18 protein-coding genes are annotated in these 15,472 nt (G+C 66.2%); 9 read left to right on the top strand and 9 right to left on the bottom strand.

The window, feature by feature from the left end:
• Positions 1-105: 105 nt before the first annotated feature.
• On the bottom strand, positions 106-501 hold the full coding sequence (locus SJY26_RS02045; RefSeq protein ID WP_396594504.1) for an ArsR/SmtB family transcription factor: 396 nt from the start codon (positions 499-501) through the stop codon (positions 106-108).
• Positions 498-1,151 (bottom strand): peroxiredoxin, encoded by a 654-nt coding sequence (locus SJY26_RS02040; RefSeq protein WP_396594503.1) that lies wholly within the window; start codon positions 1,149-1,151, stop codon positions 498-500. The genes SJY26_RS02045 and SJY26_RS02040 overlap by 4 nt, the downstream gene beginning before the upstream one ends.
• Before the next feature lie 92 nt (positions 1,152-1,243).
• Between SJY26_RS02040 and SJY26_RS02035 the strand changes: the two genes are divergently transcribed.
• The 7 genes from SJY26_RS02035 to SJY26_RS02005 are packed head-to-tail and all read left to right on the top strand — an operon-like array spanning position 1,244 to position 7,406.
• Entirely contained in the window at positions 1,244-2,164 is a 921-nt protein-coding gene (locus SJY26_RS02035) for an MBL fold metallo-hydrolase (protein WP_396594502.1), read from the top strand.
• Entirely contained in the window at positions 2,164-2,607 is a 444-nt protein-coding gene (locus SJY26_RS02030) for a YeeE/YedE family protein (RefSeq protein ID WP_396594501.1), read from the top strand. Before SJY26_RS02035 ends, SJY26_RS02030 begins: the two co-directional genes overlap by 1 nt.
• Positions 2,604-3,056 carry a DUF6691 family protein gene (locus SJY26_RS02025; protein WP_396594500.1) on the top strand — a complete coding sequence of 151 codons (453 nt, stop codon included), beginning with the start codon at positions 2,604-2,606 and terminating at the stop codon, positions 3,054-3,056. The genes SJY26_RS02030 and SJY26_RS02025 overlap by 4 nt, the downstream gene beginning before the upstream one ends.
• The gene (locus tag SJY26_RS02020; protein ID WP_396594499.1) at positions 3,049-3,702 is read left to right on the top strand and encodes a peroxiredoxin; all 654 of its coding nucleotides are present in this window, start codon (positions 3,049-3,051) and stop codon (positions 3,700-3,702) included. Before SJY26_RS02025 ends, SJY26_RS02020 begins: the two co-directional genes overlap by 8 nt.
• A gap of 58 nt (positions 3,703-3,760) precedes the next feature.
• Positions 3,761-3,964, top strand: coding sequence for a DUF2892 domain-containing protein (locus SJY26_RS02015; protein ID WP_396594498.1), 204 nt, complete (start codon positions 3,761-3,763; stop codon positions 3,962-3,964).
• 39 nt (positions 3,965-4,003) lie between these two features.
• Positions 4,004-5,662, top strand: coding sequence for a TIGR01244 family sulfur transferase (locus tag SJY26_RS02010; protein ID WP_396594497.1), 1,659 nt, complete (start codon positions 4,004-4,006; stop codon positions 5,660-5,662).
• A gap of 4 nt (positions 5,663-5,666) precedes the next feature.
• Positions 5,667-7,406 carry a SulP family inorganic anion transporter gene (locus SJY26_RS02005; protein WP_396594496.1) on the top strand — a complete coding sequence of 580 codons (1,740 nt, stop codon included), beginning with the start codon at positions 5,667-5,669 and terminating at the stop codon, positions 7,404-7,406.
• A gap of 26 nt (positions 7,407-7,432) precedes the next feature.
• Here the strand turns inward: SJY26_RS02005 and SJY26_RS02000 are convergent, their stop codons facing one another.
• The 6 genes from SJY26_RS02000 to SJY26_RS01975 are packed head-to-tail and all read right to left on the bottom strand — an operon-like array spanning position 7,433 to position 13,364.
• Positions 7,433-7,846: a Na+/H+ antiporter subunit G gene (locus SJY26_RS02000; RefSeq protein ID WP_396594495.1), complete on the bottom strand. Its 414-nt coding sequence runs from the start codon at positions 7,844-7,846 to the stop codon at positions 7,433-7,435.
• Positions 7,843-8,124, bottom strand: coding sequence for a K+/H+ antiporter subunit F (locus SJY26_RS01995; RefSeq protein ID WP_396594494.1), 282 nt, complete (start codon positions 8,122-8,124; stop codon positions 7,843-7,845). The genes SJY26_RS02000 and SJY26_RS01995 overlap by 4 nt, the downstream gene beginning before the upstream one ends.
• Entirely contained in the window at positions 8,121-8,612 is a 492-nt protein-coding gene (locus tag SJY26_RS01990; protein ID WP_396594493.1) for a Na+/H+ antiporter subunit E, read from the bottom strand. Before SJY26_RS01990 ends, SJY26_RS01995 begins: the two co-directional genes overlap by 4 nt.
• The gene (locus tag SJY26_RS01985) at positions 8,609-10,150 is read right to left on the bottom strand and encodes a monovalent cation/H+ antiporter subunit D (RefSeq protein ID WP_396594492.1); all 1,542 of its coding nucleotides are present in this window, start codon (positions 10,148-10,150) and stop codon (positions 8,609-8,611) included. The genes SJY26_RS01990 and SJY26_RS01985 overlap by 4 nt, the downstream gene beginning before the upstream one ends.
• On the bottom strand, positions 10,147-10,497 hold the full coding sequence (locus SJY26_RS01980; protein WP_396594491.1) for a Na+/H+ antiporter subunit C: 351 nt from the start codon (positions 10,495-10,497) through the stop codon (positions 10,147-10,149). The genes SJY26_RS01985 and SJY26_RS01980 overlap by 4 nt, the downstream gene beginning before the upstream one ends.
• Positions 10,494-13,364, bottom strand: a complete 2,871-nt coding sequence (locus SJY26_RS01975) for a monovalent cation/H+ antiporter subunit A (protein WP_396594490.1) — start codon at positions 13,362-13,364, stop codon at positions 10,494-10,496. Before SJY26_RS01975 ends, SJY26_RS01980 begins: the two co-directional genes overlap by 4 nt.
• 142 nt (positions 13,365-13,506) lie before the next feature.
• Here SJY26_RS01975 and SJY26_RS01970 point away from each other — a divergent pair, with 142 nt between their 5' ends.
• Complete coding sequence (locus SJY26_RS01970; RefSeq protein ID WP_396594489.1) at positions 13,507-14,316, top strand: tryptophan 2,3-dioxygenase; 810 nt, start codon at positions 13,507-13,509, stop codon at positions 14,314-14,316.
• Between the two features lie 12 nt (positions 14,317-14,328).
• On the opposite strand, the gene SJY26_RS01965 is transcribed toward SJY26_RS01970, so the two are convergent.
• Positions 14,329-14,517, bottom strand: a complete 189-nt coding sequence (locus SJY26_RS01965; RefSeq protein WP_396594488.1) for a hypothetical protein — start codon at positions 14,515-14,517, stop codon at positions 14,329-14,331.
• A gap of 165 nt (positions 14,518-14,682) precedes the next feature.
• On the opposite strand from SJY26_RS01965, the gene SJY26_RS01960 reads away from it, so the two are divergent.
• Entirely contained in the window at positions 14,683-15,456 is a 774-nt protein-coding gene (locus tag SJY26_RS01960) for a YebC/PmpR family DNA-binding transcriptional regulator (protein WP_396594487.1), read from the top strand.
• The last annotated feature ends 16 nt before the right edge of the window (positions 15,457-15,472 follow it).

Raw genomic sequence — 15,472 nt, 5'->3', positions numbered from 1 at the left:
ACGTCAGGCGAGGACTATGTCGCCTTTCCGATCACAGATGGAGACGGCTACGAACGCGTCTTCCTGCTGCCCTTACCTTCAGATCGCTGATCGATCGGAAAAGCGTCAGTCGACGCGGGCGAAGGCGGCGGCCCCGGTCGGGCGCTGGGGCGGCGTGACCTGTCCAGCCTTTCCCAATGCCCTTGTCAGGGCGTCGGCGGCACTCCCGGTTCCGCCAAACATCGCTTCGAGCCCGCGGACGCAGATCATCACATTCTCATCGGCCAGCCGATAGTAGATTTGCTTGGCCTCGCGGCGGGTCAGGACGACCTCGGCCCGGCGCAGTTCAGCCAGCTGTTGGCTCAGCGCAGGCTGTCCGATCCCGGTCGCCTCGTCGATCTCGCTGACCGTGTGTTCGCCATCGATCAACCGGGACAGGATCATCAGGCGCTGCGGCTGGGCGTAGACCTTCAGCCGCTCGGCCGCGAGGTCGGCTGCAGGGCGGGATGCATAGAGGGTCATCCGGCGTCGGCCCGGGTCTGGTAGAACCAGTGGTCACCATCACCGGCGAGCGCGGCGTGCTGATCCTGCGGCGGCGGTACCAGCAGATCGTCGCCCGGACGCCAGCCTTCGGGGGCCAGTACGTCGTCCCCGGCCGTGCGCTGTAGCGCCGCGACCATGCGCAGCATCTCATCCACCGACCGGCCGACATTGAGCGGATACCAGGTCATGGCGCGAATGACCCCGTCGGGGTCGATGAAATAGGTGCCGCGCACGGCAGAGGAGTCGTCAGCGTCGGGCTCGATCATCCCGTAGGCGCGGCCAATCGCCATCGACGGATCCTCGACGATCGGGAAGGGAATGGTCACGTCGAATCTCTGCCGGATCGCCCTGACCCAGGCCAGATGTGAATAGAGGCTGTCTACCGACAGGCCTAGCAGTCCGCAGTCCAGCGCGCCGAACGCCTCGGCGGCCCCGGCGATGGCCACGAACTCGCTGGTGCAGACCGGAGTGAAATCCGCCGGGTGAGAAAAGAAGACCAGCCATCGGCCGCGATAGTCCGAGAGCCGGACCTCGCCCAGGGTCGATCGGGCACGGAAGTCCGGAGCGACATCGCCGATGCGCAGGGGGCGAGGGGCCAGGGCCCGGGACAGGGAGGTCTGATCGATCATCGCGGCTGGTTCGCATTCCAATTCGGTTGACGCAACCCAAATACACGATTACAGAGATAATGTAATCAAGAAATCGAATGCGAGAGAGCGACATGACCGATGCCAACCTTCAGCAAGCCGCCGGGATCGTCGGGAGCGCGCGTGCAGGCCTGACGCCCGTTGTGAAGAGCTTCTTCGACGAGCCGACCAACACCGTCAGCTACGTTGTTCATGATCCTGTGACCCGCGAAGCCGCCGTCATCGACAGCGTGCTGGACTTTGACGCGGCGGCAGGCCGGACCTCGTTCGCCTCGGCCGACGCCATCATCGCCCATGTGAAGAGCGAAGGCCTGACCGTCACATGGCTGCTGGAAACCCACGCCCACGCCGATCATCTGTCGGCCGCGCCCTATCTGAAGGCACACCTGGGCGGCCTGCTCGCGATCGGTCGGGAGATCATCCACGTCCAGAATGTCTTCGGCAAAATCTTCAACGCCGGGACCGAGTTCGCGCGCGACGGCTCGGAGTTCGATCGCCTGTTCGAGGACGGCGATCGGTTCGCGATCGGCGGGATCGAGGCGATGGCCCTGCACGTCCCGGGCCATACGCCGGCGGATCTCGCCTACGTGATCGGCGACGCCGTCTTCACAGGCGACACCCTGTTCATGCCCGACTACGGCACGGCCCGGGCTGATTTCCCGGGCGGGGATTCCCGGCAACTCTATCGCTCCATCCGCCGTCTGATGGCGCTGCCCGACGAGACCCGGCTGTTCCTCTGCCACGACTACAAGGCCGCCGGACGGGATACGTTCGCCTGGGAGACCACGGTCGGTGCCCAGCGCACGGGCAATGTCCATGTCCATGAAGGTGTCGGCGAGGACGATTTCGTGGCCATGCGGGACGCCCGCGACGCAACCCTGTCCATGCCCAAGCTGATCCTGCCCTCGATCCAGGTGAACATTCGAGGTGGGCATCTGCCCGAGCCGGAATCGAACGGCACACGCTACCTCAAGCTTCCGCTGGACGTGCTGTGATGAGCGATCTCCTCGCCAATGCCCTGCCGGTGCAGGGCCTGATCGGCGGCCTGATGATCGGGACATCCTCGGCCATCATGCTGCTGGGCCTTGGGCGCATAGCCGGTGTCAGCGGCCTTGCCGCGCGGGCGACCGGCATCACCGTCGACGGCGCACCGAGACCTCTGTCGATTGCCTTCGTGATCGGCCTTCCGCTTGGGGCCGCACTCGTCGCCCTCCTGGCCGGACCCGTCCTGGTCCGTTTCGAGCAGGGCCTCATTGCCCTGATCGTGGGCGGACTTCTGGTCGGCTTCGGCACCCGACTGGGCAGCGGTTGCACGAGCGGTCACGGCGTCTGTGGCATGTCGCGGCTCTCGGCCCGATCGCTGGTAGCAACCGGGACCTTCATGGTAGCGGGGTTCGCGACCGTTGCCGCCATGAACGCCATGGGGCTGGGCCTGTGAAGCGCCCGATCGCCTTCGCCCTGATCGCGGGCACCCTGTTCGGAGCCGGTCTGGCCGTATCGGGTATGGCTGATCCGCAGCGCGTGCGCGGTTTCCTCGACCTGTTCGGTGCCTGGGACCCGACGCTGGCCTTCGTCATGGGCGGGGCCCTGATTCCGATGGCCGTCGCCTGGCGCATCCAGAAGCGGATGAGCTCCCCCGTCGCAGCCGAGCGGTTCACCCTGCCCACGACCCGCGATCTCGACCCCCGGCTGATCGGCGGGGCCGCCCTGTTTGGCATCGGCTGGGGTGTCGCCGGGCTCTGCCCGGGTCCCGCCATTGCCAACCTGGCCATCGCCCCGGCCCCCGCCGCCATCTTCGTCGTGGCGATGCTGGGCGGGATGATCCTGCACCGCCTGCTGCCCGCCGCCCCGGTGAAGCAGCCCAAACTGGAGACATCCAATGTCTGAGACCCAATCCACCGTTGGCCTGCCGCGCCTGAACGCGCCCGCCCCGAACTTCCTGGCCAGGACCACGCACGGAGACCGCTCGCTGGCGGACTACAAGGGCCAGTGGCTGGTGCTGTTCTCGCACCCGTCCGATTTCACGCCGGTCTGCACCACCGAGTTCATCGGCTTCGCCGGGGTCGCCGCCGAGCTGAAAGCGAAGAACTGCGAACTGCTGGGTCTGTCGATCGACAGCATTTTTTCCCACATCGCCTGGACCCGGAACATCGCCGAGAAGTTCGGCGTCGAGATCCCCTTCCCCATCATTGAAGACCTGAAGATGGACGTGGCCCGTGCCTACGGCATGATCCACGAGGGAGCCAGCGACACCTCGGCCGTGCGCGCCACCTTTGTGATCGACCCCGAAGGTGTCCTGCGCGCGATGCTCTACTATCCGATGAGCAACGGCCGCTCGATCCCCGAGATCGTCCGCCTGGTCACGGCGATGCAGGCGAGCGACGCCAATGGCGTGGCCACCCCTGCCGGCTGGCAGCCGGGCGAAGACGCCATTGTCTCTCCACCGAAGACGGTCGCTGCCGCCAATGCCCGCGAGGGCGAGGGCTTCAAATACACCGACTGGTATTTCTCCACCCGGCCGATCGCGGCCTGACCGGCGGTCCGGCGCGGTCGGATCGGCCGCGCCGGCCCCTTTCCGAAGGAAACGCACCATGAAAAACATGGGAACAATTGATCGGGTCATCCGGCTGGTCGCTGTCGCGGCGGTGGTCGGGGCCTATGGGCTCGGACTGATCAGCGGCACCCTGGCCCTGGTTCTCGGTGCGGTCGCCGTCGTCCTTGTCCTGACCAGTCTGACGGCGACCTGCCCGGCCTATATGCCGTTCGGCCTGTCCACCCGGCCCCGGCGTCGCTGACCCCAAACCCTCCCGAGCAGCCGTTCAAGGACGATCGCCATGCCGTTCAAAGCCCTCACCCCCTCGCTGTCGGTTTCGCCCCAACTGACGGAGGCCGATGTCGCCCAGGCGTCGCAAGACGGCTTTCGCGCGATCATCGACAATCGACCGGACGGCGAGGAGCCGGGCCAGCCGTCTGCCGCTGAAATGCAGGCCATCGCCGCCATGCACGGCATGGGCTTTGCCCACGTTCCGACGGTCGGGGGCAAGATCAGTGACGACGACGTCGCCGCGATGGCCGATGCCCTGATGCGCCTCGACGGACCCGTGCTGGCCTACTGCCGGACCGGGACGCGTTCGACGACGCTGTGGGCCCTGACCCAGGCCGGTGCCCGACCGGCCGACGCCCTGATCGCGACGGCGGCAGAGGCAGGCTACGATCTCTCCGGCCTAAGGCCGCGGCTGGAGACCCGGATGACCGCAGCGACGGGTGTGCGTCCCGAGCGGGCCGATGTGGTTATCGTTGGCGGCGGGTCGGCCGGGCTGGCGACGGCCGCCTCATTGATCGAACGTGATCGCACGCTCGACATCGTCGTCATCGAGCCGCGCGAGACCCATGACTATCAGCCCGGCTGGACCATGGTCGGAGGCGGCGTGTTCGATGTCAGGGACACGCGCCGCGCGGAGGCCAGCGTTGTCCCGACAGGCGTGCGCTGGATCAGGGGTGCGGTCGCGACCTTTGAACCGGACCGCGATCAGGTCACCTTGGAGGATGGCAGCACAATCGGCTACCGGGCGCTGGTCGTGGCCCCCGGCATTGCCCTGGCATGGGCCGCGATCGACGGGCTGCCCGGGACCCTGGGCAAGAACGGCGTCACCTCGAACTACAGCTACGACACCGCCCCCTACACGTGGGAGCTGGTGCAGAATCTCCGGGGTGGAACCGCGCTGTTCACCCAGCCGCCCATGCCGATCAAATGCGCCGGCGCGCCACAGAAGGCCATGTACCTGTCCTGCGACCACTGGCAGCGGACCGGCGTGCTCAAGGACATCGACGTCCAGTTCCACACCGCCGGCGCCGTCCTCTTCGGCGTGAAGGAATTCGTGCCGCCACTGATGGAGTACGTCGGCCGCTACGGCATCGACCTTCAGTTCGAGTCGACCCTGATCGCCGTCGATGGTCCGGGGCGCACCGCCACCTTCCGCGAGACATCAGGCGAGGTCACCCGGGCCTTCGACATGATCCACGTCACGCCTCCGCAACAGGCCCCGGCGTTCGTCGCCCGCAGCCCGCTGGCGAACGAATCCGGCTATGTTGATGTCGATCCGGCCAGCCTCCAGCATATCCGCTACGCCAATGTCTTCGGCCTGGGCGACGGCGGTTCGACCCCCAACGCCAAGACCATGGCAGCGGCGCGCAAACAGGCCCCTGTTGTGGCCGAGAACCTGCTCGCGGTCCTGGACGGCAAGGACCCGAGCGCCGTCTACGATGGCTATGGCTCATGCCCGCTGACGGTCGAGCGGGGCAAGATCCTGCTGGCCGAGTTCGGCTATGGCGGCAAGCTGTTGCCCAGCTTCCCCAGCTGGATCATCGAGGGCACCAGACCCCAGCGCCTGTCGTGGCTGTTGAAGTCGGAGGCCCTGCCCTGGTTGTACTGGAACGGCATGTTGAAGGGACGCGAATGGATGGCCGAGCCCCGACAACGTGACGTGGCCTGAGATCGTGACCGGACTTTCTCGCTACCTCCCCGTCCTCGACTGGGGCCGACGCTATGACCGGTCGACGTTGACCAACGATCTGGTCGCGGCAGCCATCGTGACCATCATGCTGATCCCCCAGAGTCTGGCCTACGCCATGCTGGCGGGCCTGCCGCCGGAGGTCGGGCTGTATGCGTCCATCCTGCCGATCATCGCCTATGCGCTGTTCGGCACCAGCCGGACCCTGGCCGTCGGCCCGGTGGCGGTCGTGTCCCTGATGACCCTGGCGGCGGCCAGCAGCGTCGCCGCGCCGGGCAGCGCCGAATACATCGCGGCCGCTCTGATCCTGGCCCTGTTGTCCGGCCTGATCCTTGTAGTCATGGGCGTTCTGCGACTCGGTTTTCTCGGCAATCTGCTGTCGCATCCGGTGGTGTCGGGATTCATCACCGCCAGCGGGATCATCATCGCCACCAGCCAGCTGAAATCCATCCTGGGCATCGGGGCCAGCGGCGAGGCCCTGCCGGAGCTGGTCACGACCCTGGTCGAAAACGTCGGCGATACCAACGTGCCGACCCTGATCATCGGCGTCACCAGCGTCGCCTTCCTGTTCTGGGTCCGCAGGGGCCTGAAGCCGCTGCTGATGCGCCTTGGCGTCGCCGCCCGGCCGGCCGACCTGATCGCCAAGGCCGGGCCGATCGCGGCGGTCGCAGCCTCAACCCTCGCCGTGATCCTGTTCGATCTGGAGGCGCAAGGGGTGAAGGTCGTGGGGGCCATCCCGCAAAGCCTGCCGCCCTTCACCGTCCCTCTGATCGATCCGACGCTGTGGAGTCAGCTGGCGGGGCCGGCACTGCTGATCGCCGTGATCGGCTTTGTGGAATCCGTCTCGGTGGCCCAGACCCTTGCGGCCAAGCGCCGGCAGAGGATCAACCCCGATCAGGAACTGATTGGTCTGGGCGCAGCCAATGTCGCCGCGGCCTTTTCCGGCGGCTATCCGGTCACGGGTGGCTTCGCCCGCTCGGTAGTGAATTTCGATGCGGGTGCCGAGACGCCGGCGGCCGGAGCCTTCACCGCCGTCGGCATCCTGATCGCCGCCCTGCTGCTAACGCCGCTGCTCCATTCCCTGCCCATCGCCACCCTGGCCGCCACCATCATCGTCGCGGTCCTGAGCCTGGTCGACATCAAGTCCCCCAAGGCAATCTGGCGCTTCTCAAAACCCGACTTCGCGGCCCTGATGACCACGATCGCCGTGACCCTGCTGGCGGGCGTCGAGCCCGGTGTAGTGTCCGGTGTGGGGCTCAGCCTCGCCCTCTATCTCTGGCGCGCCTCCCGGCCCCATGCGGCGATCGTTGGCCGGGTGCCGGACACCGAGCATTTCCGCAATGTGAAACGGCATTCGGTCATCACCGATCCGGCCGTCCTCACGATCCGGATCGACGAGAGCCTGACCTATCTGAACGCCCGCTGGCTGGAGGAGTTCGTGCTGGAGCAGGTGGCGGAACATCCCGACGTCCGACACCTCATCCTCATGTGCTCGGCAGTGAACGCCGTCGACGCCTCCGCGCTGGAAAGCCTTGAAGCGATAAACCATCGCCTGGTCGATGCCGGCGTTCAGCTGCACCTGTCGGAGGTGAAAGGCCCTGTGATGGACGCCCTCGAGCGTTCCCATCTGTTGGCAGCGCTCGGCGGCAGGATATTTCTGTCCCAGCACCAGGCGTTCGACGAACTGGCCGGCGCGGCCACCGCACATCCGATGCCCGGGCGCTGACGCAGTCGATCACGCCGTCGCCGGGGCTATTGATGATCCGGGCGGTCCGGGCTCTTTCGGGCACCGGCGAAGGTGGCCCAGTCCGAGGCGTCCGGCGCGGCGGGCAGGCCGTCGACGATGGCATCCGACGGGTTCGGATCGATGCGACGCCCCTGGCGGTGAAGATGGGCCTTGGCGATCATGTTTGCGGACACCGGGGCCGTAAGGAACAGGAACAGGGTGATCAGCAATTCGTGCGCCGACCATGTCGCGCTGAACACCGGAAAATAGATCATGGAGGCGATCAGGCAGGCACCGACGCCGAGGGTGGTCGCCTTGGTGGGCCCGTGCAGCCGGGTCATGAGAGAGGGCAGTTTCGCCAGGCCCCAGGAGCCGACCAGGATGAAGGCTCCGCCGATGACCAGCAGAAGCGAGATCAGCAGTTCCGCCGCGAGGGTCATTCGACGATGTCCCCGCGCAGCAGGAATTTGCAGTAGGCCACCGTGCCGATGAAGCCGACCATCGCCAGAAGCATCACAGCCTCGAAATAGCTGGCCGTGGCCTGGGCGATCCCGAACAGCACGATCAGGGCGATCGCGTTGATGGTGAGGGTGTCGACCGTCAGGATCCGGTCGGTCGACAGCGGACCGCGCCACAGACGGAACAGGTTCAGCAGGATGGCGAGGCTCACGCACAGAAAGGCAAAGCCAAGGGCGAGAGGCAGGATGGATCCGGTCATGCAAACACCTTCAACAGGCGGGCTTCGTAGCGAAGTTTGATGCGGGCGACCTCGGCCGCCGGATCGCTGACATCAATGGCGTGGACCAGCAGGGCGCGGCCACACGATGAGATGTCGCTGGAGACCGTACCGGGCGTCAGGCTGATGGTGCCCGCCAGGGTGGTGATGGCCTCGGGCGACCGGAGCGCCAGCGGGATGACCAGCCAGTGGGACTGCAGGTCACGATTGGGTCGCGTCAGGATCAGCCAGGCGACCTGGAAATTGGCGACGAGGATGTCGAACAGCACCACGCCGATATAGCCGACCATGGCCGGACCGAACCGCAGGACCGGCCGGCCGGGCCAGAACCGGCTGGTGGCCAGCGGCACGACGACGCCGAAGACCAGCCCCAGAACCAGAGCTCCGACGCTGAGATCATTGACCATCAGCATCCAGACGATCACCAGCAGGAGGCTCAGCCCCGGATGGGGAAGAATGCGCCGGATCATCGACGGCCTCCCGACTGTGGACCGAGAACGGCATGGATATAGCCGGCCGGATTGAAGAGTTGCTCAGCCGTCGCGGCTGTATAGCGGGTCACCGGACCGGCCAGCACGGTCAGGGCCGACAACGCCATGATCAGCCCGGCGGCGGCCGCAAGGCTGACCCCTGACTGGCGCTGCGGAAGGGCCGTAAGTTCGCCGACGGCTGATGCGCTCTTCCAGAAGACCATGCTTCCAGCCCGGGCGAAGGCGATGACGCCGATCACGGTGGTCAGCAGGATCACCGACCAGATCCAGACGGCATCGGGTGACCCCCGCACGCCGTCAAGGATCAGCAGCTTGCCGACGAAGCCCGACAGGGGGGGCAGGCCGACCGTGGCGATGGCCGCCAGGAAGAACAGGGCCGACAGGATCTCGATCTGGCTGAACCGGGGCGCCAGCCGGATCGCGTCGTCGTGTTGGGCCCGTCTGCTGGCGATGAGGTCAACGACGAGGAACAGCGCGGCCCCCGCCAGGGTGGAATGCAGCACATAGTAAAGAGCCGCTCCCATGGCCTCCGGCGTGAACACGGAGACTGCTGAGAGAAGGGTGCCCATCGAACCCACGACCGCCCAGGCGGCCATGTCGCGCAAGCCCCGTGCGGCCAGCAGACCGATGAAGCCGACGAGAATGGTCAGGAGCGCCGCCGGCAACAGCCAGGGTCCAGCCACGAAGGCGAGCGCCCCCGCACCCTCGCCGAGGATCAGGGTATGGGTCCGGATGATCGAATAGGCCCCGACCTTGGTCATGATGGCGAACAGGGCGGCGACGGCTCCGGACGTCGCCGCATAGGTTCCGGGCAACCAGAAATGCAGCGGCACCAGCGCCGCCTTGAGGCCGAACACGATGGTGAGCAGCAGGAGGGACGCGGCGATCAGGCCCTGGTCCCCGGCCGGGGCGGCGCTGACCCGTACCGCAAGGTCCGCCATGTTGAGCGTGCCTGTTACGCCGTACAGCAGGCCGACCGCGACCAGAAACAGGGTAGAGCCGACGAGGTTGATGATGACGTACTGCACGCCGGCCTTCAGACGCGTGGCCCCCTGTCCGTGAAGCATCAGGCCGTAGGACGCGATCAGCAGCACCTCGAAGAAGACGAACAGGTTAAACAGGTCGCCGGTCAGAAAGGCCCCGTTCAGCCCCAGAAGCTGGAACTGGAACAGGGGATGGAAATGCCAGCCCTTGCGGTCGGTGCCGGTGGCGATCGCATAGAGCAGGACGGCCAGTCCGAGCACCGCTGTCAGCAGCAACATCATCGCCGACAGCCGGTCCAGGACCAGCACAATGCCGAATGGCGCTCGCCAGTTGCCCAGGGCATAGCTCTGGATCGTGCCGCCGTTGGCCTCCATCAGCAGGACGACAGCGACCACGAGCAACCCGAGGCCCGACGCGATCGAGGCGAGACGCGAGAGGACCAGATTGTGTCGGAACAGCAGCAGGATCCCCGCCGCCATGACCGCCGGCAGGATGAGGCTGGCGACCACCCACCAGGAGACGATCAGGCTCATGCCGGGCCCTCCGTGTCGGGTCGGCCGTCGACCCTGTCGATCCCGGTCTCGAGATAGCTGCGCAGGGCCAGGACCACCACGAAGGCCGTCATGCCGAAGGCGATGACGATGGCGGTCAGGACGAGGGCCTGGGGCAGGGGGTCAGTATAGGCCTCGGCCGCCTTGTCGTAGAGCGGAGGCCGATTGATCACCAGACGACCCATTGCGAACAGGAACAGATTGATCGCATAGGACAGGAAGGCCAGCCCCAGCACCACGGGGAAGGTCCGGCGGCGCAGGGTCAGATAGACACCTGCGGCGGTCAGGACGGCGATCGCGGACGCCACGAGAAACTCGAGACTGATCACTGCCCGATCTCCCCGGGTGCCGGTCCGGAGGCGGACCGCGACGGATCGATATCCATGGCCGCATCCACCTGGTCGCCTTCGTCGGCATCTGCGCTTTGGGCCACCCGGGACAGCTGGGCCAGGGCCAGCAGGACGGCCCCGATGACTGTCAGGGCCACGCCGGTGTCGAACAACATGGCGGTCGCCAGTTCAAAGCGGCCGATCAGGGGCAGGCTGAAATAGCCGAAAGCCGTCGTCATGAACGGGGCTCCGAAAGCGAGCGAGCCGAGGCCGGTCGCCGCCGCGATCAGGACGCCCAGCCCGATCAAGGTGTGGTGGTCGGCGCGCAGCCTCTGGTCCGCGAACTGGAAGCCGGAAGCCATGTATTGCATCAGGATGGCGATCGAGACGACGAGGCCTGCGATGAAGCCCCCACCGGGCTGGTTGTGACCGCGCAGGAAGATGTAGATGCCGACCAGGATCGCCAGAGGCAGCAGCAGTCGGGTCGCCACGACCAGCATCATCGGATGGTGCTCGGGTGACAGGGGCGTCTCGGACGTTGAAGCGCGGATTCGTCGACCACTGGTCCCGGTGCCTGCCGTCCGCAGCAGGGCGAAGATTCCCAGGGCGGCGATCCCCAGGACGATGATCTCCCCGAAGGTGTCGAAGCCGCGGAAATCGACGAGGATCACATTGACCACATTGGTCCCCCCGCCGCCCGAATAGGAGTTTTCCCAGAAGTAGTCGGAGATGCTGCCGGTCGGGCGTGTCATCACCGCCCAGGCCGCACCGCCGACACCCAGACCGGCCAGCAGCGCCAGTCCGCCGTCCCGCAGGCGACGGGTCAGAGAGCTCTCGCGAGGACTGGTCCGGGGCAGAAGATTGAGCGCCAGCAGCATCAGCAGGATGGTGACGACCTCGACCGAAATCTGGGTCAGGGCCAGGTCCGGGGCCGACATATGGACGAAGCCCAGCGAGATCACGAGGCCGACAATGCCGATGTAAATCAGGGCCAGATAGCGGGCCCGGTGATTCAGCACGACAAGGGTCGTGGCCGTCAGCAGGGCCAGCCAGCCGACCACCGCGATGGGCGAGGCCGGCGTCGTCGGTCTGTTTCCGGCCACGAAGCCGAAGCCAAGGAAACCCGCGAAACCGACGACCACGGCCGTCCCGACAAAGAAGGCGATATAGCGCTCCAGGGAGCCATTCTGGACCCTGAGGGTGAAGGCGACGGAGACACCGCCCAAGCCCGCGACAGCCCCGTCGAACAGCGACTTCGCATCCGGGAGCGGCAGTCGGGACCAGACGGCAGAGATCTGACGATGGAAAATCAGGATGACGAGTCCGATCCCGATGGCGGCCAAACTCATGAACAGTGCGGGGGTCACGCCGTGCCAGAGGGACAGCGAGTAATAGGGCGTCTCGCCGCCGATGACCGCGCGCGCGACCTGCTCGACCAGGGGGCCGGCGACGAGGGCGGGGAACAGGCCGATGGCGACGACCAGGGCCACCAGGACGGCGGGCGGGCCCCACAGCCCGATCCCGGGATCGTGCGGGGTCTTCGGATAGCCGGTCCGCCGCTTCCCGAAATAGACATGCACGATATAGCGGAACGAATAGGCGACCGAGAAGGTGGCACCGAGCGTGGCGAGCGCCGGGACCAGCCAGGGCTGGCTGGCCCAGACGGTGTGGGAGGCTTCTTCCAGCATCATCTCCTTGGAGATGAAGCCGTTCAGCGGCGGAATGCCCGCCATCGACAGGCCGGCGACGACTGCCAGGGTGGCGGCGATCGGCATCAGGGTCGCCAGACCGCCGAGACGTTTGATGTCGCGCGTCCCGGCCTCGTGATCGACGATGCCCGCGTTCATGAACAGCGCGGCCTTGAAGGTCGCGTGATTGATGATGTGGAACACGCCGACCACCGCGGCCATCGGCGTGCCGAAACCGAACAGCATGGTCAGAAAGCCAAGATGGCTGATGGTCGAATAGGCCAGAAGTCCCTTCAGGTCGTCCTTGAACAGGGCCACGACGGCGGCGAAAACCATGGTCACCAAGCCTGTGGTCGCCACCAGATAGAACCACTCATCCGTGCCCGACAGGACCGGCCACAGCCGCGCCAGCATGAAGATGCCGGCCTTCACCATGGTCGCCGAATGCAGATAGGCGCTGACCGGCGTCGGGGCGGCCATGGCGTGGGGCAGCCAGAAATGGAACGGGAACTGGGCCGATTTCGTGAAGCAGCCGCCCAGGATCAGCAGCAGGGCGGGCAGGTACAGCGGTGAGGCCTGGATCGCTTCGCGGTTCTGCAGGATCACCGTCAGGTCGTAGGAGCCGGCGATGTTGCCGAGGATCAGCAGGCCGGCGATCAGGGACAGGCCGCCCGCGCCCGTGACGGCGAGAGCCATGCGCGCGCCCTGCCGACCTTCGGGCAGATGCCGCCAGAAGCCGATGAGCAGGAAGGACGACAGGCTGGTCAGCTCCCAGAAAATGAGCAGCAGCAGCACATTATCTGACAGGACGATGCCCAGCATCGCCCCCTGGAAAAGCAGCAGATAGGTGAAGAACCGCCCCATTGGATCGGACTTCGCCAGATAGAAGCGGGCATAGACGATGATCAGCAGGCCGATGCCCAGGATCATGCCGGCGAACATCAGCCCGAGCGCATCAAGGAACAGGTTCAGGTTCAGACCCAGAAGGGGGATCCAGTCGATCCGCACCTGGGCCGTGTGCCCCGCCATGACCGAAGGGGCCAGGGCCGCGAGGACGACGATCGCCGAAAGGGTTACAGCCCCGGCCGCCACGGCGCTGGCATTGCGACCGGCCCGAATAGCGAGGGCCGGAGCCAACGCGCCGACCAGGGGCAACAGGGCAAGCAGCAGCAACAGCAAGTCGGGCCCTTTCCGGTGTCGGTCATCAGGAGTGTCTGCGGGCTCGGCGAAACGCGGACACCATTCCTTACCGTGCCGGTTCGGTCATGGCGACCCCCGGGACGCGCTTGAGGCCCTCGCCATTCGGGCCGATAGAACGACCATGACCGATCCGAACACGGCCGCCGCCGACATGACCTATGCCCGCTATCTGGACCTCGACCGTCTGCTGTCGGCCCAGGCCCCGATCAGTGATCAGCATGACGAGATGCTGTTCGTCATCATCCATCAGGCCAAGGAGCTCTGGCTGAAACAGATCCTGCATGAAGTCGCCCTGGCCCAGAGGCTGGTTCGCGCAGGCGACCTGGTTCCGGCCTACAAGAGCCTCGCGCGGGTCAGCCGGATCCAGGCGGTCATGACCCAGAGCTGGGACATCCTGGCCACCATGACGCCGGCCGACTATCTGCAGTTCCGGGGCGTGCTGGGCTCGAGTTCGGGCTTTCAGAGCGACCAGTTCCGGCGGCTGGAGACGATGCTGGGCCTGAAGGACCGGAAGTTCCTCGCCTTCCAGACCGACCGGCCAGAAGCCCACGCGGCGCTGCTCGCAGCGCTGGAAGCTCCCAGTCTCTATGACGATACCCTTGCCCAGATGTCGGCGGCGGGGCTACCGGTCCCCACCGAGGTTCTTAACCGCGATGTGAGTCAGCCCTACAGCCCGTCCGAGGCCGTGGAGGCTGCCTGGCTGGAGGTCTATCGCGACACGGACCGGTGGTGGTCGCTGTATCAGCTTGCGGAAAAGCTGGTTGATCTGGACGACGCCCTCGTCACGTGGCGGCACAAGCATGTGGTCACTGTGGAACGGATCATCGGTCGCCGTCGGGGTACCGGAGGCACCGACGGAGTCGCCTATCTATCCTCGACGCTGGAACGGCGGTGCTTCCCGGAGCTCTGGTCCCTGCGGACCCTTCTGTAGCCCGCAGGAGCGTCAGTGCTCGTCCATATAGCCGAGAAGCGTGAGGGCACCCACGGCGGTCAGGACACCGAAGGCAAAGGCGGCGACGATCGAGCCGGTGGCCACGGCCGTGGAGACCGTCACTGGCCGGGCTTCATACCATTCGACGATGTCGGCCTCGTCATCGGACTGTTCGTCGTAATAGACGTCTTCGGCTTGCATGGCGCAGCTCCTCGGGGTTCGTGGCTTGAACCCGCGCTGAGCGTAGCGGTTCCCCGCCAGCCGTGACAGGGCGTTGACCATGGGCTAGAGCCGGGCGCTCCAACCCGACGTCGCACCCGGCCTGTCAGCCGGAACGCGATGACCATCGCCCTTGCAGAGTTCCAAATGGCCGGCCATTCCAAGTTCAAGAACATCATGCACCGCAAGGGGCGCGCCGACGCCCAACGCTCCAAGCTGTTCTCCAAACTCTCGCGCGACATCACCGTGGCGGCCAAGTCCGGCATGCCCGACCCGGCCCTGAATCCGCGCCTGCGTCTGGCGGTCAACAACGCCAAGGCCGAAAGCCTGCCCAAGGATGTGATCCAGCGCGCCATCAACAAGGCCGCCGGCGGCGACGTCGATACGATGGAGGAGGTCCGCTACGAGGGCCGGGGGCCGGGCGGCGTCGGCATCATTGTCGAGGCCCTGACCGACAACCGCAACCGCGCCAACTCCAACATCCGCGTGGCCTTCACCAAGAACGGCGGGCAGCTGGGGGAGATGAATTCCGTCGCCTTTATGTGGGACCGGGTCGGCAAGATCGTCTACCCGGCCGAGGCGGGGACCGAGGACGCCATCATGGAGGCCGCCATCGAGGCCGGGGCCCAGGACGTCGAGAGCGATCTGGTCAAGCCCGACATCTATGAGGATGCGCCGGGTCACACCATCTGGACGGCCTTCGAGGACCTGAACGAGGTGGCCGAGGCCATGTCCAAGGTTCTGGGCGATCCGAAATCGACCGCCATCGTCTGGAAGCCCCAGACCGAGGTTCCGTTGACCGGCGACGCGGTGGGAACCTTGATGCGCCTGCTGGATGCGCTGGATGCCGAGGACGACGTCTCCTCGGTCTATTCCAACGAGGACATCTCGGACGAGGATATGGCGAAGTTCGCCGGCTAGGTCGGAAGCCCGGGCT

This window comes from Brevundimonas sp. R86498 (assembly GCF_044598075.1).
Lineage (GTDB): Bacteria > Pseudomonadota > Alphaproteobacteria > Caulobacterales > Caulobacteraceae > Brevundimonas.
This window is presented reverse-complemented; position numbering and strand designations above follow the sequence as displayed.